Raw genomic sequence first — 16,660 nt, 5'->3', positions numbered from 1 at the left:
TCCCCCTGCGATATCGGGTCCGCTCGATCAGTTGTGGGTCCGCTCAATCACGCATGCGTGCCGCCGAAGATGTCGCCGACCAGCTTGCCGAGCAGCTTCAGGATCGTCTCGCCGAGGCTGTCCGACTGATGCGGCGGCGTCGGTGACGTGGGCTGTCCGGCGTTCGGCGCGGGGCCGGTGACCTGGGTGCCGACCGGGTAGACCTTGCTGTCACCCGGCAGCGGCAACCCCTGGCAGACCGAATCATGCTGCAACTGCTTGCCGTTCATCAGGAACCCGTAGACCGCGTTCGTCACGCAGGTGTTCTTGCTGCCGAGCACCGCGCCGTGGAAGCCCTGGTTGTTGACCGTGAGCAGGACAGTGTTGGGCGACAACTTGTGCGCTGCCAGTGCGCCTTCGTAGGGCGTGGCCGGGTCGAGGGTGTTGTCGACCATGAGGATCTTCGGGGCCTTCGACAGGTTGACCCGCAGGTTCTTGGCCTCGTACGGCCAGTAGGCGCACTGGTTGACAGCCTGGTTGTAACCCAGCAACGGATACTTCGGGCCGAGACTGCGTGCCTGGCTGACGTAGTAAGAGGGGGACTTACTCCACGAGGTGTCGTTGCAGGTGATGGCCATGAAGGTGGTGGCCTCGCGGTTGTCCGTGTAGCTGTCCGAGCCGCCGGAAAGCAGCGAGAACGCCTGGTAGAGCGCGAGCTTGTCGCCCCGGCGCGCCTCGTCGAGGAAGCCGAGGAACTTCGCCGACGTGACGAGCCCCTGGTCGGTGTACATCTGCTGGGTCAGCACATTGTCGACGACGTTCGCTGAGAAGAAGCCGAGCTGGCCGGCGACCGCGGCTTGCCGCACCTGGTTGTATGTCGTGTTCACCGCGGCAGCGGTCGAGCCGAGGTGGTAGGTGGAGTCGTGTCGGGCCGCCCACGGCTCGAACTGGTCGGAGAAACGCCGCTGGAAACCCATCGGCTGGTAGCTGAAGCTGGTCTGGAAGTTCGAGGTGAAGTCGGTGTTGCTGTCCAGCACGAACCGGCCCACATGCGTGGGGAACATCGTCGCGTAGTAGGCGCCGAGCCAGGTTCCTGCCGAAACACCGTAGTAGTCGATGGTGTTCGCGCCGAGCAGTTGCCGCACCAGATCCTGGTCGCGTGCGGTGTTCTCCGTCGTGATGTACGGCAGGTAGTTGCCGTGCTGTGCCACGCACTGGTCGACCGAAGCCTTGACGGCGGCCTGCGTCGCGCTGAGCTGTGCGGCGGTCATGTGGTGGTTGTCCTTGATCGCGGTCTTCGGCTGGGCGCAGCTGACCGGCGTGCTCTCACCCGTTCCCCGCGGGTCGACCCCGATCACGGTTTCTGTCTGGCCCATCGGGCTCAACGCGGCGACGATGACCGAGAAGCGGGCATCCGGGGCGCCGGGTCCCCCCGGGTTGGTGAAGACGAATCGGCTCTGACCGGAAGACTTTTCGGGTGCCGTGCGGGTGACCATCAATGAGATGTTGCCCTTGCTCGGGTCGGCGTAGTCCATCGGTGCCGTCACGCGGGCACACTCCGTGCGCGCGGCAGCCTTCCCGAGCGTGCGCACCTCCTGCGGGCACACCGCTGCGCTCCACGTCAGGTGCTGGGAGGTGTATTTCGAGAGGTTCGCGTGGGTGGGCGACAGATCGTCGGACTGAGCGACAGCGTGAGCGGGAGCGGCGACGAACGCTGCTCCGCTGGCTGCGAGGGTGAGGGCCACGGCACTGACGGTGAGCGCGTGCGACAGGCGACGGCGCATGATTCGAACTCCTTCGTCGTCCCCTGCGCCCTTTCGCACTCCGAGCGGTGAGCGGAGACCTTGGTGGTTGCTTTCGTGAGGGTTGACGCGGCGAACCGTGGCACGGGTTCCCGCCGATCGCACGGGTTCGGCGAAACGCCTGCACTCGCGGCACCCATGAGCCACACTGGTCTTTGGTTGATACCTCGGGGGCTTGGTCGCAGCTGGGAGGCGTCGCGATGTCCGGCATACCGGACACAGAGCTCTATTTCGTGCTGATCGGTCGAGTCGGCCGGTGCACCGTCTGGCCCTGTGCCACCCCGATTCCCGCCGAATGGCAGGTTGCCTTCGGACCCGACACTCGCGCGCAGTGCACGGCATACGTCCGCCGCCATCGCAGTGACGCGCCGAAGCTCGTCAGCCATCACCGCTGACCTCGAAGGTCGGGAGACTCAGTCCGGGAAGCCGTCCGGGTTGTCCGACTGCCAGCGCCAGGTGTCGGCGCACATCTCGTCGATGGATCGCGTGGCGTGCCAGCCAAGTTCGGTGTTGGCCCGGGTCGGCTCGGCCCAGTATGCCGGCAGGTCGCCGGCACGCCGCGGCCCGATCTCGTAGGGGAGTTCGTGCCCGACGGCACGCTCGAAGGCGTGCAGCAGGTCGAGCACTGAACTGCCTTCTCCGGTGCCGAGATTGAACGCACGGACCGGCTCCCCCATGGCAGGCAGATGTTCGAGTGCCGCAACGTGGCCGGCGGCCAGGTCCATCACGTGGATGTAGTCGCGCTCGCAGGTGCCGTCGCGGGTCGGGTAGTCGTCGCCGAAGATCGTCAGCTTGTCGCGCCGGCCGACCGCCACCTGTGCGATGAACGGCATCAGATTGTTGGGGATGCCTTGCGGATCCTCACCGATCCGGCCCGACGGGTGCGCGCCGACGGGGTTGAAGTAGCGCAGCAGGGCGACCTTGAAATCGTCGGTGATGTTGGCGACGTCGGTGATGACGCGTTCGATCATCACCTTGGTCCGGCCGTATGGCGAAGACGCCGAAAGCGGTTCGTAATCCTCGTGATAGGGGACGGGCGCATTGTCGCCATACACCGTCGCGGAGGAGGAGAAGACGAGGTTGTCCACCCCGTGCCGGGTCATCGCCCGCAGGAGGGAGAAGGTGCTGTCGAGGTTGTTGCGGTAGTAGTCCAGTGGCCGCTGCACGCTTTCGCCGACCGCCTTGAGGCCGGCGAAATGGATCACGGCGTCGAACTTCTCCTGACCGAAGAGCTGCTCCGTCTTGTCGGCGTCGGTCAGGTCGAACGCATGCAGTGGGATGTCCTTGCCGGACAGTGCTTCCAGGCGCCCGAGCACCGTCGGTTTGCTGTTGGCGAAATCGTCGACGATGACGACGCTGTGCCCGCGTTCGAGGAGCGCGAGGACGGTGTGCGATCCGATGTAACCGGCGCCGCCGGAGACGAGTACCTGCATGGGCAACCAGGTTACGGTGCAAGGATGGAGCGTGTGGCGAGGACCCGGTGGACACCTGATCACATCAGCCGCATCGAGAAGCCGATGCTGTCGTTGCAACCGCGCGGTGGCTACGTCGTCGCTGACGTCAAGCGCCAGCTCGACCGCGTCGCCTCACTGATGAGGGCGGGGCAGCCTGTTCCGCCGATCAGCACGGCCGGCTTGCGTCAGGCGCGGTTCCGCGAAGGCTACTCGCCCGAGTCCGTCAAGGCACTCTTCGACAACGTCGCCGAGTGGCAGCGCCAGCTCAGCCAGCAGCAGGAGGCTGTGGAGGTCGCGGCCGGCGAACGACCGGCACCCGAACGCGCCGGCCTGACCTGGTCTCGTGAACAACAGGTGTGGGTGCGTGAGATCACTTTCGTGTCAACGCGATTCGGCTCGTCATACGAAACCGATCAAGTGGACGACTTCCTCGACAACGTGCTGCGCGCCATGGCGAACGGCGAACCGCTGCCCGACATCCGCAGCGCGCAGTTCCACATGGCGCGCCCGGGCAGGGGCGGGTATGACGCCGCCGCAGTCGACCACTTCCTCGACCAGCTGGAACGCATCCGGCCGCTGAGTTGATTGGCTCGGCTCCTCGCGGTGACACTGGCTCGGCTCCTTGCAGGGCAGGTGGAGCAACGGCTCGCAAGCTCGCCCGTCGCTCCCCCTGACCTGGTCGTCGCCTCGCGGGCGTCCGCTGATCGTTCACCCGGGTTGCGCGTGCCTGCCGCCAGGGCGACCGAGTGGCTCGGGGAGCGTCCCGCTGGCTGGCCGCGTATCGAGACCGGCGGGCGTATCGAGGTCCGCGGCTACTTCGGGCGGTTGTCGACGATCCGGCGCGCCTTGCCGATGGATCGCTCGATGCCACCGACGGGCAGCACGGTGACCCGCGCGGAAGTGCCGATCCGTTCCTTGATGTCGCGGCTGAGGCGTTCCTCGACGACACTCCACTGCTCTTGCGGAAAGCCCTCTGCTGCTTCGACATTCACGGTCAACTCGTCCATCCGTCCTGGCCGGCTCAGCACGCACTGGAAGTATGGCGACAGCCCGTCATACTCCAGGGTCAGCTCTTCGATCTGTGTCGGAAACACGTTGACGCCTCGCACGATCATCAGGTCGTCGCTGCGTCCGGTGATCTTGGCGATCCGGCGGAACGCCGGTCGCGCCGTGCCGGGCAGCAGACGCGTCAGGTCGCGGGTGCGGTAGCGCAGCACCGGCATCGCCTGCCTGCTCAGCGTGGTGAACACCAGCTCGCCTTCTGCACCGTCCTCGACGGGTTCGCCGGTGATCGGGTCGATGATCTCCGGCAGGAAGTGGTCCTCCCAGATCGTCGGACCGTCCTTGGTCTCCACGCACTCCATCGCTACGCCGGGGCCCATGACCTCGGACAGGCCGTAGATGTCGACGGCGTCGATGCCGGCGCGTTGCTCGATCTCGGTGCGCATCGCGTCGGTCCACGGTTCGGCGCCGAAAACGCCGATCTGCAACGGAAGCCCGGCAGGGTCGATCCCTTGGACGGCCATCTCGTCGAGGATGGACAGGAAGTATGACGGCGTGACCATGATCGCCCGCGCGCCGAAGTCGCGCAGCAGCTGCACCTGCTTGGCGGTCTGACCTCCGGACATCGGCACGACCGTGCAGCCGAGACGTTCTGCTCCGTAATGCGCGCCGAGTCCGCCGGTGAACAGGCCGTATCCGTAGGCGACGTGGCAGACGTCGCTCGGTCGCACTCCGCCGGCGCGCAACGACCGCGCGACCAGGTCGGCCCAGGTGTCGATGTCGGCCTGGGTGTACCCGACGACGGTGGGCGTGCCGGTCGTGCCGCTGCTCGCGTGCACCCGGACGACCTGGGGGCGGGGCACCGCGAACATCCCGAACGGATAATTGTCGCGCAGGTCGGCCTTGCCCGTGAACGGCAGCAGGCGCACGTCCGCGAGGTCACGGATGTCCTCGGGGTGCACCCCGGCCGAGTCCAGCGCGTTGCGATAGTGCGGCACATTGGCGTATGCCGCGGCGACCGTCTCCCGCAGCTGCTTCAGCTGGTGTGCGCGCAACTCGTCGAGCGACCACTTCTCGGCGTCGTCCAGCTGTGCCCCGGTCATTTCAATCTCCTTGATCTGCCACGGAATTCAGCGATCACTGCATTGTCGGACTCGCGGCGCACCGTCACGTCGGTGATGCCGGACCGGCCGTAGGTGAGCCGCTCGGTAGCTTCGGCGACCAGGACGTCGCCGAGCCGTCCGGCGGTGATGAAGGAGATGTCGCCTCCGGACCCGACCGTGGTGTGACCGCCGGCGTTGCAGGCGAGCGCGAATGCCGAGTCGGCGAGGAGGAAGATGTGCCCGCCGTGCGCGATGCCGTGCCCGTTGACCTGTTGCTCGGCCAGGCGCATGCGGGCACGGGCGTAGCCGAGGCCCTTGTCATCCACTCCGACGTCGACCAACTCGATGCCCTGTGCCGCCGACGCGCGATCCTCCCGCCACATCGCGTGCACATGATCCAGTGAGCTCATACCGACCGGCTCGTGCCTCGGCGCTCGGCATTCGCCCGGTGCCTTCTGGATCGCTCGCTGCGCTCGCTCATGTCCTCAGCATCGCATCGTCGACTCGTCCGCGCGAGAAAAACTGATCAACCGGTCAGTATTTGGTCGGATGGTGAGAGGAGATCGGCTGAAACTCTCCAGATCGTTCCGGCCGGACGACCCGTCATGCTCGGATAGGTTGGCGCGCGAAGCGAGCGGAAGCGGGGAAACCGATGTTGCGGCAGTTGCAGGGTCTGCGGTCATTCGTGTCGGTGGCACGGTGGGGGAGCGTGCGCGACGCAGCGCGGCGGCAGCACTACGACCCCTCGACGATCCGGTCGCACGTGCGCGGGCTGGAGCGCCAGCTGGGGTTGCGACTGCTGCGCCGGGGTAGCGGAGGCGTGGATGGTGGGCTGACCGCTGACGGTGAGCGACTGGCGCCGAAGGCCGAGCGTGCGGTCGAGGCGGTCGACGAGGTGGAGTCGCAGGCTGCGCGCTTAGCAGGAGTAGCACAAGGGCACGGGGGAACTCCGCCCGTTCCCGCTCTGTGAGCGCACACGGAGGGCGAACGCGGGCAGACTGCTCAACGTCGACCGAAACATAGGGATCACAAAGACGTGGTTGCGGAGGAGTTCGGTCATGGTCTCAAAGGGGAGTCTGGTATGCGCAACGTGCCGTGCCGTTCAGTACTGGTTGCTGCAGTGTCCGTCGGGTTGATCGCAACGACGGGGGTATGTATGTCGTCTCCAGCGCGGGCAGCGCGCAGGTGTCTCCGGTGTTGACGGGAGCGCGGCAGTCCGCGACCCGAGTGCCGTTCACGGTCAGCCCCCAGGTTTCGGCGTCGGTCGACGTGGGTACAGGCAATCTCATGGTGACGACAACCGATCACCTGATCGGGGCATTGAATGGCCAGTTGCAGTCGTTAGGGCTGACCTACAACTCGTTGACTCTGGGGTCGGGTTCGGCGGTGAGCAGCGGAGAGGGCGGTCGGGGCTGGTTCATGCCTTTCGGTGCGGACACCCGGCTCGTCAAGAACGACGATGGTTTGGTGCTGTTTCTGGGCATGGACTCCGAGCAGGGACTATTCAAGCCGGCCAGCGGAGGGGGCTACGTGGCGCCGGCGACGATGAACAAGACGCTGACTCGTAACAGTGACGGCACGTGGACGGTTTTGGACGTGCCCTCCTTGACAAAGCTGCATTTCACCACGGGTGGCAGGCTGGACACGATCACCGATCGCAACGGCAATGTCACGACGTTCACGTACACCAGCGGGGAGGTGTCTTCGATCCAGTCTGCGGCCAACTTCTACGTCCAAGTCAGTCATTACGACGATGGCAGGATTGCCGGCATCACCGATTGGGACGGCCCGGATAGCAAGCAAAGCGGCGGCGTGCCGCCTGGTGTCGAATACCTGTATGACGGTTCGGGACGGTTGGCCTCGATCCGGCAGGTTCCAGCGCACTTTGCCCCGAGCCCGGTGATACCAAGCACCCTGGAGGCGTCGTTCGCCTGGACGTCGGGCGGGGATCTGGCCTCGATCACCGATGGCGACGGGGACACGACCGCGTTCACCTATGACTCTTCGCATCGGGTCACCTCGGTGTCGCAGGGTGTAGGGTCGGATCAGGCAGTGACTCGGTTCGGTTACGTGTCGTCGACCGAGACCGACGTTGCCGGACCGGACACCAATCAGTTGAGCGCGGTTGGCTCGGTGCCGCACACGACGTATGCCCTGAATCCGACTACCGAGCTTGTGTCCAAGGCGACTGATCCATTGGGGCATTCGCAATCAGCCACCTATACGCCGTTCAACGATGTCGCGTCCGCGACGAATGGCGTCGGTGGCACGATGACGAACAGTTACTCATCGGGTGTCAACAGTGGCCACTCGGTGACGCAGTCCACGTCACCGACCGGAGCGTTTGCGAAGTGGTCGTACGGGTCGGGTAACAGGGGCCTTGCCCCCGGTTCTTGGACACGGGGGTTGATTACGCTGCGTCCGGCAGCGTAGTGGTGTGGGCGGCTTCGTAGTCGTTGGGTGCCTTGTATCGGCACCAGGAGTGCCGCCGTTTGGTGTTGTACCGGGTAAGCCATCGGAAGACTTGCCGACGGCAGGTCAGCTCATCACTCCAGCACTTGGCGTCTTGCAGCACCTCGCGTTTCATCGTCGCGTTGAACGACTCGGCCATCGCGTTGTCCGCGCTGGTACCGACCGCGCCCATCGACTGAGTAACACCGAGATCCTTGCATGTCATGGCGAAATCCTTTGAGGTGTAAACAGATCCGTGATCGGAGTGGAAGACCGCACCGGCCAGGCCGCCACGGGTCGCGGCAGCATCGGCCAGCGCGTCTTGCACCAGCGACGTGCGCATGTGGTCCGCGACTGCCCACCCGGTCAGGCGGCGGGAGTAGCAGTCGATCACCGTGGCCAGGTACAGGTTCGTGCCGTCCGCCAGCGGCAAGTAGGTGATATCGCCGACATAGCGGAGGTTGGGCGCCTCAGCGGTAAAGTCCCGCCCCAGCAGGTCAGGAACCTTCTGATCGGCCGGTTCCGGCACGGTGGTGCGCACCCGGCGTTTCTTGACGTAGCTGGCGATCCCGGCAGCACGCATCACCCGAGCGACCCGCTTGTGATTCACCCGCTCGGCTTCGGGCACACCATCGTTGAGTTCGGCAGTGACTCGCGGCGCGCCGACGGTGGTGTCGTCGTCGTGGACCTTGCGGATTCGCGTCACCAACTCGGCATCTTCAGCCGCCTTCTTCGCCCGCGCGGGTGCTGCTGCCTGCCAGGCGTAGAACGATGAGCGCGTCACCTCGACGAGCTCGCACAGTCGCTTCACCGGGTAGGTGGCACAGTTGTCGGCGACGAACTGGAAGCGACTCACCAGCGCGTCTCCCCGGCGAAATATTTGGCCGCCCGCTGCAAGATCTCCCGCTCGGTGGTCAGCTTCACCGTCTCGGCGCGCAGCGCCGCGTTCTCCGCCTGTAACCGGGAAATCGTCTGCTGCGGCGACTCATCCCTCGGCACAGGATCAGGGGCCGCTCGGGACTGCAGTGGGCTGGTGGTCAAGCTCCCGTCAGCGCCGGTCTTCTTCCCAGTCCCGTAGACCTCGAGCCATCCGCGTAACGTGCCGCGCACAATCCCGAGGTCCTCGGCGATGCCACGGACCGTGGCACCCGGCGTCGACTCGTACAAGTCCACCGCCCGACGACGAAACTCCTCGCCATAATTCTTCCTAGCCATGATGCGTCGATCATCTCGCTTCCCCAGCAGATGCTGGATTCAGCGTGTCCAAGAACCAGGGTCAGGGCCCGTCGGCTTGGTGGCCGGTTCGGTTCTGATCGGTAGTGTTGCCGGGTGTGGGAGTTCGTCGGGGAGCAGCCACGCCGGTGGTAGCTCGTCGAAGGGCGGCAGTTCGCCGACCGGCCCCGGCTCGTCGGCCAGTGCGAGTTCGTCGAGCAGCGGCAGCCCGTCCGGGACAAGTTCCTCGCCATCGAAGCCGGGCAGTTCCGGCACGTCGTTCGCACACCTCAGCCCCGCCAAGCTGCCTGGGGCGCTGCTGACGACCGCCGATGTCAAGCCAGTGTTGGGCGTTGTCTCCAGCAAGTCGACGTCCGGCACTCAGGCTGGGTCGGAAAGTCCGCGGCTGAAATTGACCGGCTCTGGCGGTACCTGCTCGAAGCTGGCGGCAGCCGCGACCTCGGAGGGAATCATCAGCGGGAAGCCTTCGGCGCGAGCGGCAGTCGCGTTCGTCAAGACCGGGTCGCCCACTGGCAAGGACTCGGCGACGACCGAGACGGTCCAGCAATTTTCCTCCGGCGCGACACCGGCCGCCCAACTGGCGAAACTTCAGCAATGGGTGTCGGGTTACCATGCGCCCCTGAAGGACGCCGCTGCGGGCGTGAGTGTGACGGTGAAACTTGCGAACGGCGCTTCGCCATACGGAGACAAAACGGTGATAGTGACTGAGACTGAAAGCAAGAGCGGCGTGACGGTTGTCACCACCCTCGTCGGTATCGCCGCCGGCAAGAACTATCTGCAGATCAACACGCTCGGCGCGAGCAGCACGCAGGTACGAGAACTGGCGGCCGCAGCGTGGAAGCAGGCCAACCATCCTCGGTCAGGCAGCTCTGGGGCGAGCGTGTAGGAGGCTGGACCCGCCCGTCGCACCTAGCCGGCCACCGGGGCCTGACCACGTCCGGAACAGCCCCATTGGGTGAAATGCAGGTTGGCAGTGGACAATGCCGAGCGACGCCTGCCCGGGGGATGGGCGGCGCCAGGTGACGGTCGAGACAGAGAAGCGCGGGTATGACGCAGCCAGGTAGGCATCGCCGGGGGTCGGGTCCGCTCGGCGGCGTCGGCACGGTGATCGTGGGGGTCATCGCCGGATTCGTGGTCGTGGCGCTGCTGGTTGTCATGGGCGCAGAGGTCTTCGGCCAGAACGGCCACAAAAAGCCGCCGGCCAAGGCCGTCGCTCCGCCGACGCAGAGCACGACGACCACTCCCGTCATACCTGTCCCGCATGTGTCGCAAGCGGTGCTCGACAAGCTTCCGCTGGCGACCACCGAGGGCAAGGTGCCCAAGGCGGTGATCAACCTGACGGCGCCCAGCGGCGGGCGGACCCTCGAGATATCGCGGAACATGCCGGGGTTTGCCAGGCCCGGCGCCGATCCGATCGTGTTGATTCCCAACAAGCAGATCGGCATGACGACCTGGCTGCCGGTGATCCACACGCGAGCAGGCTGGGCGCAGGTGCGGCTCCCGGCCCGGCCGAACGGCGCCACGGCATGGGTGCCGATGGCCGGCCTCAACGAAGCGCGCACCGACTGGTCGGTCCTCGTGAACCTCAGCGCGGGCACCCTGACCGTGCGCAAAGCCGGTCACGTGCAGGGGAGTTGGTCGGTCGGGCAGGGTCAGCGCGCGACGCCGACACCGACCGGGCAGACGTTCCTGCTCAGCGGATTCGTTGACCCGACACAGACCTTCTCACCGATCATCTACGCGCTCGGAGCACACTCCAACACCCTTGATTCGTTTGGCGGCGGCCCCGGCACGGTGGCCGTACACGGCTGGCCCACTGCTGCCGGTCGGCATGGTTATGTGTCGCACGGCTGCGTGCGGGTGCCGGCTGCGGCGCTGAAGATGTTTGCCAAGCTGCCGACCGGCACCCCGGTCGACATCGTGACCTGACCGGTCCGCGAGACAGTTCAGGGACCTCACAGGTGGGATCGGTAGCCAACTACATAGGCCCGCTGTAGGTTAGCCAGGCCACATTTCAAACCCCGATCTATCACATAAGAATCAGGCATGAATCTACTGGGAGGACTTTCGATGAAGCGTCGTCACATTGCGGCGGGGGCCGTCGCACTGACAACGGCCATCGCGATGGCAGGGGCGGGTGCTGGAATGGCGCACGCGGCCGGTAACATCAACGACAGTGTCCGTCTGGCCAACTCGGGCCGCACCGCGTTGCCCAGCAGTCAGCAACTGCGCACCCTCGGCAGCGCATCCGTTGGCACCACCATGAGCCTGACACTGGCAGTGCCGCTACGTAATCAGGCACTGCTCGACTCGATGCTCGCCAAGGGCACTGTCATCTCGCCGGCCGAATACACCCGTTTGTTCGGCGCCTCGCCGGCCTCGCTGAAAAGGGTGGCCGATTGGGCGAGGCAGCAGGGCCTGAAGGTTACGTCAAGCGACTCAGCAAGCGGTCTGGTCAGCGCGAGTGCTCCGGTGCGGACGGTCAACAAGGCGTTCTCGCTGCAGATGCAGCGGGTCGCGCTCGGCGTTCACACCGGACTGGCTCCGAACGTCAGCCCGCAGGTGCCGAAGAAGCTGGGCATCAGCAGCATCGTGGGGCTGAACACGGTCACGACCCGCCAGACCGGTCCGATCCGCAACACGGTGCCCACCCACGCGGTGTCATTGCAGCGCAGGACACTGCTGCCCACCTCCCCGGTCCGCAAGCACTCGGTTCCCCTCGGTAAGTCTCGCGTGACGGCTGCGGCGGCCCAAGGTGGTTGTGCGCCGTACTGGGGTGAGCGTCTCGCGGTGACCGCGAAGAAGTTCACCAACATGTCCAACATCCAGTGCGGCTACACCCCGCGGCAAACTGCCGACCTCTACAACGCACAGAAGGCAGCGACGGTCAGTCCCAAGATCGGCGTTCTGTTGTGGTGCGCGGACAAGCAGGTCCAGACGAAGACCAATACGATCTCAGCGGCATACGACTACCCGACGCTGAAGCACTACTACGACGAGTCGGTCGCCTCGAACCCGAGCTTCTGCTCGGGAGCCGGCCTGGCCGACGCCAACGGCGAGCAGGACATGGACGTCCAGATGTCGCACTACATTTCGCCGAACGCGTCGATCTATTACTACGGCGCGTCGGCGCCGACCGACGCCGCGCTGGTGAGCATGTTCCAGAAGGCCGTCACTCAGCACACGGTGAGCACGATCTCCATGTCCTGGGGTGGCGACGAGGAGAAGGGCTCGTTCCAGCAGCAGTTCGACCGCCTCGCCGCGCAGGCGTCTGTCACCGGCATCAGTCTGTTCGCCAGCAGCGGCGACATGGGCGACGGCAGCATCGCGATCAATCCGACCACGGGCAAGGTATACCACCGAGCAAAGACGCCGCAGTATCCGGCGACTTCTCCGTACTTCACGGCGGTCGGCGGCACCGCGGTTGGCGAGAACTCCTCCGGCGGGCGCAAGTTCACCACCGGCTGGTCCAACACCCTGTGGGACCAGCCGAATGGTGCCTCGTTGAGCGGGATCAAGCAGTACCCCTTCTTCCAGAACTCTGTGGGCGCCAGTGGCGGGGTCAGCAACATGTATGCCCAGCCGGCCTGGCAGAAGGGCAAGGTCACCGGCTCGACCACCAAGCGCGTCTTCCCGGATGTCAGCGCTATCGCGGACCCGGCAACAGGCGTCCTCCTGTCCTTCGACGGCCAGACTGCAACGACCAGCGGTGGCACCAGCCAGTCCTCCCCGCTTGTCGCGTCGCTCGTCGCCGCGTCCAAGGCGCTGACCGGCCGGAAGATCGGCAACGCCGCGCCGTACTTCTACAAGCTGAAGGGCACGTCTGCCATCACTGACGTCAAGCCGCTCCCTGGGACCTGGGGTGTCTGGCTGGGTCAGCTCAACGCGGCACCGCATGACAACATCCTGGAAGGCCTGCAGGAGCCGGCCGACTCGCTGCGCATCACGGCCGGCTGGGATGACGTCACCGGGCTCGGCGAGCCGAGCGGGAACTTCCTGACTGCCTTCGGCGGCTGACGCTCCGAAGCAACGCTTCACCAGCGGCGCGGGCTCAGATCCCGTGATCACGGCCCGCGTCGCTGGCCCAAAGACTGAATTGGAATAGAAGATGGGGAGCAAGATCATGAAACGCAACACGGCGTTGTTCGGCGCCTCGCTGGTGGTGGGCATTGGTGCTGCTGCTGGTTTGGTGGCGGCGGGCACTTCGAGTTCGGCTGCCTCCGGTGCCACGTATTACGGGGTGGCCTGGGGCGATGGGACCACCGGACAGACGTCCGGTGGCTGGACGTCCGGTGCGTACTCCGATCCCTACGGCCTCGAGTTCTCCGGCTCGGCTGCTGCAGGTTCCGGCACGTTCAAGACCGCGGTCGGCGGCACGCTGACCGTGTCGGCCAAGTGTGACGGCACGAAGCTGGTCACCACGGCCGATGGCAAGACCTACCAGCCAGGAACGAGTACGAGCCTCGCGTCGCTGGTCGGCGGGGGTGCGGTCGGCACGGTTACCTTCGGTTCGCAGATGGTCGGCGGCCACACGGTAGGCGCCTACATCAACATGGCGCCGGGCCTGGATGGCACCTGGGTGGCGCTGACGGGCGCGAGCTGCTCCGGTTCGACGACCACCCCAACGTCACCGACTTCGAAGCCGACGTCCCCGACGTCGAAGCCGACCTCGCCGACCACGAAGCCGACGTCCCCGACCGGCTCACCGACGGGTTCGCCCACGACGACCCCCACGGAGCCGCCAACCCCGACCCCGACGACCACGACTCTCCCGGTCACCGGCTGACGTCGGTCGTTCGACCACGCAACACCAGGTGCCCCCACTCGCCATCCGGCGGTGGGGGCACCTGATGCTGCGGTGATACGTGCGCGAACCCGCTCGATCGAGACGTGAAAGGCTGGTCGTATGACGCAGGAGCCCCGCCCCGCACCGACTCTGGGGGACGGCCGCACGCTTCGTCGACTCGCTGCCGCGGACCTGCCCGACCCGGTGGGCGAGGACGTGCCGGCGTGGGCGCGCGACGACCGGGCTCTGGGCTTCGCGATCACCGAGGTTGGCGAGCAGGCTGGCTTCGTCGCTCTCCGATTGCCCGAATATGACGGCGGCGCAGGGCAACTCGCCTGGCAGCTGGAACCGCGCTTCCGCGGGCACGGGCTGGCGGGAGCGGCCCTTCGCGCGGTCATTGAGCACGCTTTCACGCACGTCGGCTTGCGGCGGGTCGAAGCGTTCGTCGACCAGCGCAATCGATCCGCGTTCCGGACCGCCGCTGCCGCGGGGATGCGCGTCGAGGGAGTGCTGCGTGGTTACCGCGACGGCGTGGATGCCGTCGTGCTAGGCCGGCTGTCGACGGACCCGGGGCCGGGAACGCGCGACGCGTTCACCGCCTGGCTGAACAGCTCGCTGCCGACCAAGCGGGCGATCGCGCAGGCCCTGGTGCGGGACGAGTCCGGCCGGGTGCTGCTCTGCGAACTTGTCTACAAGCAGCCGTGGGACCTTCCCGGTGGGGTGGTGGACCCTGCCGAGTCACCGGCGCACGCCGTCATCCGCGAACTGCGTGAAGAACTCGGCGTGACCGCACGGATCCGTTCGCTCGCCGCGGTGAGCTGGTTGCCGGCCTGGCGCGGGTGGGACGACGCGACGCTGTTCGTCTTCGACGTGACCGTGCCGGCGGAGCAGCTTGGCGCCATACGGCTGCAACCGCGGGAGATCCGGGCCGTGCACTGGTGCGACACCACCGACCTCGCGGCACACGCGGCCGACTACACCGTCCGCGTCGCCGAGCAAACGATTGCCGCGCTCGACGCCGGTGCGGTTCCGGTCTACCTGGAGGACGGCCGACCGCCCACCTTCGATTGAGCGGACCCCTTATGCATCGAGCGGACCCAATATCTGACCCGGCTATCGGGTCCGCTCGATGCGGATTGGGTCCTCTCGATCAGCGCTGCTCGAGGTGGTCCGGGAGCAGCAGGTTGATCAGCATGCTGACGAACGACACGACGAGCGCGCCGAGGATCGCGGTCCAGAAGAAGTCGTTGATGTGGAACGCCAGTCCCAGCGTGTCGGAGAGCCAGGACAGGATCTGCAGCATGAACGCGTTGACCACGAACGTGAACAGCCCGAGCGTCAGGATGATGAGCGGGAACGAGAAGAAGTTCGCGATCGGCTTCACGACCGCGTTGATCACCCCGAAGACGGCGGCGATGACGATGATCGTCAGCACCTTGGCGCCGGTGGTCTTGCTGTCCTGAGCGAGGGTGATGCCGGGCACGACGATTGCCGCGATCCACAGGGCGACCGCGTTGATGCCGGTTTTGATCAGGAAGTTCCGCATGCGTTCTAGCTTGACACGTCTGAGCAGGTATCGCGGCCTCGATCAGCGGTGCTGGCCTCGATACGCTCCTCCACTCCGACCGACTGACTGGCAGCCAGGCGTCCTAAGCTGCGGAAGTATGACCGACACCACATCAGGGACCGTGCGACTGCGAGCGACCCTCGAGTCCGTCCCCCGGTACGTCGCGGGCAAGCCGGCAACCGAGCAGCCTGGCCGGACGACCTACAAGATCAGCAGCAACGAGAACCCCTACCCGCCGCTGCCGTCGGTGCTCGACGTCGTGCGCGACGCGATGCAGACGATGAACCGCTACCCGGACATGGGCACCGTCGAGCTGCGCGACGCGATCGCCGAACGCTTCGGCGTGCACCCCGACGAGATCGCGACCGGCACCGGAAGCGTCGGCCTGCTCGGGACGCTCTTGCAAATCACCTGCGAGCCGGGCGACGAGGTCGTCTACGCGTGGCGGTCCTTCGAGGCATACCCGATCGTGGTCGGGCTGTCCGGCGCGACCGGCGTGCAGGTGCCGCTGGACGGCGAGGCGCGGCACGACTTGTCGGCGATGGCCGACGCGATCACCGAACGCACCCGCCTGATCGTCGTGTGCACGCCGAACAACCCGACGGGGCCGGCCGTGCACGCAGCGGAACTCGACGAGTTCCTCGCCCACGTGCCGCGCGACGTGCTCGTTCTCCTCGACGAGGCCTACCTGGAGTTCAACCGCGACGCGGATGCCGCCGACGCCCTGGCCGTATGGCGCAAACACCCCAACGTCGCTGTGCTGCGCACGTTTTCGAAGGCATACGGTCTCGCGGGTCTGCGCGTGGGCTACTGCATCGCGCACGAACAGGTTGCCTCCGCGTTGCGGACCGCCGCCGTCCCGTTCGGGGTCTCGCACATCGCGCAACGCGCGGCGATCGCGAGCCTCGCGGCATACGACGAACTCGAGGAGCGGGTCGTGGCACTGGTCGCCGAGCGCGACCGGCTGCTCATCGGGCTGCGCGACCTGGGCTACGCCGTGCCGGACACGCAGGCGAACTTCGTCTGGTTGCCGCTCGGTGACCGGACCCTCGACTTCGCGGCGGCCGCGGAGGAAGCGGGCGTGGTCGTGCGCCCGTTTGCCGGCGACGGCGTGCGCTGCAGCGTGGGAGAGGTCGAAGCGACCGACCGGCTGCTCGAGGTCGCAGCGGCATTCACAGCTACCGGTCGGTAACAAGGCCGGGTTCGAACCGTGCTCGGGTGCGCGGGTAACCTTCCCCGAGTAGGCACTTGTGAGCCGCGTCATACCCCTCGCGCCACGTTCG

General features: G+C 66.3%; 17 protein-coding genes. 10 read left to right on the top strand and 7 right to left on the bottom strand.

The genetic code is table 11. The features are described 5' to 3' along the window. Window positions 1–47: 47 nt before the first annotated feature. Window positions 48–1,763 carry an alpha/beta hydrolase gene (locus EFY87_RS02055; RefSeq protein WP_123269651.1) on the bottom strand — a complete coding sequence of 572 codons (1,716 nt, stop codon included), beginning with the start codon at window positions 1,761–1,763 and terminating at the stop codon, window positions 48–50. A 218-nt stretch (window positions 1,764–1,981) separates the two neighbouring features. Here EFY87_RS02055 and EFY87_RS02050 point away from each other — a divergent pair, with 218 nt between their 5' ends. Next, window positions 1,982–2,176: an MbtH family NRPS accessory protein gene (locus tag EFY87_RS02050; protein WP_123269649.1), complete on the top strand. Its 195-nt coding sequence runs from the start codon at window positions 1,982–1,984 to the stop codon at window positions 2,174–2,176. An 18-nt stretch (window positions 2,177–2,194) separates the two neighbouring features. Here EFY87_RS02050 and galE read toward each other — a convergent pair whose 3' ends face one another. After that, window positions 2,195–3,214 carry a UDP-glucose 4-epimerase GalE gene (gene galE, locus EFY87_RS02045; protein ID WP_123269647.1) on the bottom strand — a complete coding sequence of 340 codons (1,020 nt, stop codon included), beginning with the start codon at window positions 3,212–3,214 and terminating at the stop codon, window positions 2,195–2,197. A 33-nt stretch (window positions 3,215–3,247) separates the two neighbouring features. Between galE and EFY87_RS02040 the strand changes: the two genes are divergently transcribed. Next, the gene (locus EFY87_RS02040; RefSeq protein ID WP_158607467.1) at window positions 3,248–3,820 is read left to right on the top strand and encodes a DivIVA domain-containing protein; all 573 of its coding nucleotides are present in this window, start codon (window positions 3,248–3,250) and stop codon (window positions 3,818–3,820) included. A gap of 227 nt (window positions 3,821–4,047) precedes the next feature. On the opposite strand, the gene paaK is transcribed toward EFY87_RS02040, so the two are convergent. Together paaK and paaI are read right to left on the bottom strand one after the other, a co-directional pair. Next, on the bottom strand, window positions 4,048–5,340 hold the full coding sequence (gene paaK / locus EFY87_RS02035; protein ID WP_123269643.1) for a phenylacetate--CoA ligase PaaK: 1,293 nt from the start codon (window positions 5,338–5,340) through the stop codon (window positions 4,048–4,050). Continuing rightward, window positions 5,337–5,750, bottom strand: a complete 414-nt coding sequence (gene paaI / locus EFY87_RS02030; protein WP_220093457.1) for a hydroxyphenylacetyl-CoA thioesterase PaaI — start codon at window positions 5,748–5,750, stop codon at window positions 5,337–5,339. Before paaI ends, paaK begins: the two co-directional genes overlap by 4 nt. Window positions 5,751–5,992: 242 nt before the next feature. Here paaI and EFY87_RS02025 point away from each other — a divergent pair, with 242 nt between their 5' ends. Both EFY87_RS02025 and EFY87_RS02020 read left to right on the top strand, forming a co-directional pair. After that, window positions 5,993–6,310: a LysR family transcriptional regulator gene (locus EFY87_RS02025; protein ID WP_123269641.1), complete on the top strand. Its 318-nt coding sequence runs from the start codon at window positions 5,993–5,995 to the stop codon at window positions 6,308–6,310. Window positions 6,311–6,492: 182 nt separating this feature from the next. Continuing rightward, window positions 6,493–7,773, top strand: a complete 1,281-nt coding sequence (locus EFY87_RS02020) for an RHS repeat protein (RefSeq protein ID WP_123269640.1) — start codon at window positions 6,493–6,495, stop codon at window positions 7,771–7,773. On the opposite strand, the gene EFY87_RS02015 is transcribed toward EFY87_RS02020, so the two are convergent. Together EFY87_RS02015 and EFY87_RS02010 are read right to left on the bottom strand one after the other, a co-directional pair. Next, window positions 7,751–9,006, bottom strand: a protein-coding gene (locus EFY87_RS02015; RefSeq protein WP_123269638.1) for an IS3 family transposase whose coding sequence is annotated in 2 segments (ribosomal slippage) — window positions 7,751–8,664 and window positions 8,664–9,006 — 1,257 coding nt in all. Because the reading frame shifts where the segments join, the coding sequence is not laid out codon by codon here. The genes EFY87_RS02020 and EFY87_RS02015 overlap by 23 nt on opposite strands. Window positions 9,007–9,045: 39 nt before the next feature. Further along, window positions 9,046–9,279: a hypothetical protein gene (locus EFY87_RS02010; protein WP_148043214.1), complete on the bottom strand. Its 234-nt coding sequence runs from the start codon at window positions 9,277–9,279 to the stop codon at window positions 9,046–9,048. 70 nt (window positions 9,280–9,349) lie between these two features. On the opposite strand from EFY87_RS02010, the gene EFY87_RS02005 reads away from it, so the two are divergent. The 5 genes from EFY87_RS02005 to EFY87_RS20180 all read left to right on the top strand — a co-directional run bounded on the left by EFY87_RS02005 (window position 9,350) and on the right by EFY87_RS20180 (window position 14,881). Beyond that, entirely contained in the window at window positions 9,350–9,910 is a 561-nt protein-coding gene (locus EFY87_RS02005; protein ID WP_148043213.1) for a hypothetical protein, read from the top strand. Window positions 9,911–10,071: 161 nt separating this feature from the next. Next, the gene (locus tag EFY87_RS02000) at window positions 10,072–10,953 is read left to right on the top strand and encodes a L,D-transpeptidase (protein WP_148043212.1); all 882 of its coding nucleotides are present in this window, start codon (window positions 10,072–10,074) and stop codon (window positions 10,951–10,953) included. A gap of 141 nt (window positions 10,954–11,094) precedes the next feature. Then, window positions 11,095–13,041 carry a S53 family peptidase gene (locus EFY87_RS01995; protein WP_158607465.1) on the top strand — a complete coding sequence of 649 codons (1,947 nt, stop codon included), beginning with the start codon at window positions 11,095–11,097 and terminating at the stop codon, window positions 13,039–13,041. A gap of 106 nt (window positions 13,042–13,147) precedes the next feature. After that, window positions 13,148–13,810, top strand: coding sequence for a hypothetical protein (locus EFY87_RS01990; protein WP_148043211.1), 663 nt, complete (start codon window positions 13,148–13,150; stop codon window positions 13,808–13,810). 120 nt (window positions 13,811–13,930) lie between these two features. Beyond that, window positions 13,931–14,881, top strand: coding sequence for an NUDIX hydrolase (locus EFY87_RS20180; RefSeq protein WP_158607464.1), 951 nt, complete (start codon window positions 13,931–13,933; stop codon window positions 14,879–14,881). Window positions 14,882–14,960: 79 nt separating this feature from the next. Here EFY87_RS20180 and EFY87_RS01980 read toward each other — a convergent pair whose 3' ends face one another. Next, window positions 14,961–15,356: a phage holin family protein gene (locus tag EFY87_RS01980; protein ID WP_123269626.1), complete on the bottom strand. Its 396-nt coding sequence runs from the start codon at window positions 15,354–15,356 to the stop codon at window positions 14,961–14,963. 118 nt (window positions 15,357–15,474) lie between these two features. Between EFY87_RS01980 and hisC the strand changes: the two genes are divergently transcribed. Further along, window positions 15,475–16,569 carry a histidinol-phosphate transaminase gene (gene hisC, locus EFY87_RS01975; protein WP_123269624.1) on the top strand — a complete coding sequence of 365 codons (1,095 nt, stop codon included), beginning with the start codon at window positions 15,475–15,477 and terminating at the stop codon, window positions 16,567–16,569. Window positions 16,570–16,660 lie beyond the last annotated feature (91 nt).

This window comes from Flexivirga caeni, assembly GCF_003724155.1.
In the GTDB taxonomy this organism is placed as follows: Bacteria; Actinomycetota; Actinomycetes; order Actinomycetales; family Dermatophilaceae; genus Flexivirga; species Flexivirga caeni.
Note: the sequence above shows the minus strand (reverse complement) of the source record. Positions and strands in the feature narration are given on the sequence as shown.

Coding starts and splice junctions, on each gene's coding strand:
- EFY87_RS20180 (WP_158607464.1), top strand. CDS start 13,931: ATGACGCAGGAGCCCCGCCCCGCACCGACTCTGGGGGACGGCCGCACG.
- paaI (WP_220093457.1), bottom strand. CDS start 5,750: ATGAGCTCACTGGATCATGTGCACGCGATGTGGCGGGAGGATCGCGCG.
- EFY87_RS02020 (WP_123269640.1), top strand. CDS start 6,493: ATGTATGTCGTCTCCAGCGCGGGCAGCGCGCAGGTGTCTCCGGTGTTG.
- paaK (WP_123269643.1), bottom strand. CDS start 5,340: ATGACCGGGGCACAGCTGGACGACGCCGAGAAGTGGTCGCTCGACGAG.
- EFY87_RS02000 (WP_148043212.1), top strand. CDS start 10,072: ATGACGCAGCCAGGTAGGCATCGCCGGGGGTCGGGTCCGCTCGGCGGC.
- EFY87_RS01995 (WP_158607465.1), top strand. CDS start 11,095: ATGAAGCGTCGTCACATTGCGGCGGGGGCCGTCGCACTGACAACGGCC.
- EFY87_RS02055 (WP_123269651.1), bottom strand. CDS start 1,763: ATGCGCCGTCGCCTGTCGCACGCGCTCACCGTCAGTGCCGTGGCCCTC.
- EFY87_RS02050 (WP_123269649.1), top strand. CDS start 1,982: ATGTCCGGCATACCGGACACAGAGCTCTATTTCGTGCTGATCGGTCGA.
- hisC (WP_123269624.1), top strand. CDS start 15,475: ATGACCGACACCACATCAGGGACCGTGCGACTGCGAGCGACCCTCGAG.
- EFY87_RS02025 (WP_123269641.1), top strand. CDS start 5,993: ATGTTGCGGCAGTTGCAGGGTCTGCGGTCATTCGTGTCGGTGGCACGG.
- galE (WP_123269647.1), bottom strand. CDS start 3,214: ATGCAGGTACTCGTCTCCGGCGGCGCCGGTTACATCGGATCGCACACC.
- EFY87_RS01980 (WP_123269626.1), bottom strand. CDS start 15,356: ATGCGGAACTTCCTGATCAAAACCGGCATCAACGCGGTCGCCCTGTGG.
- EFY87_RS01990 (WP_148043211.1), top strand. CDS start 13,148: ATGAAACGCAACACGGCGTTGTTCGGCGCCTCGCTGGTGGTGGGCATT.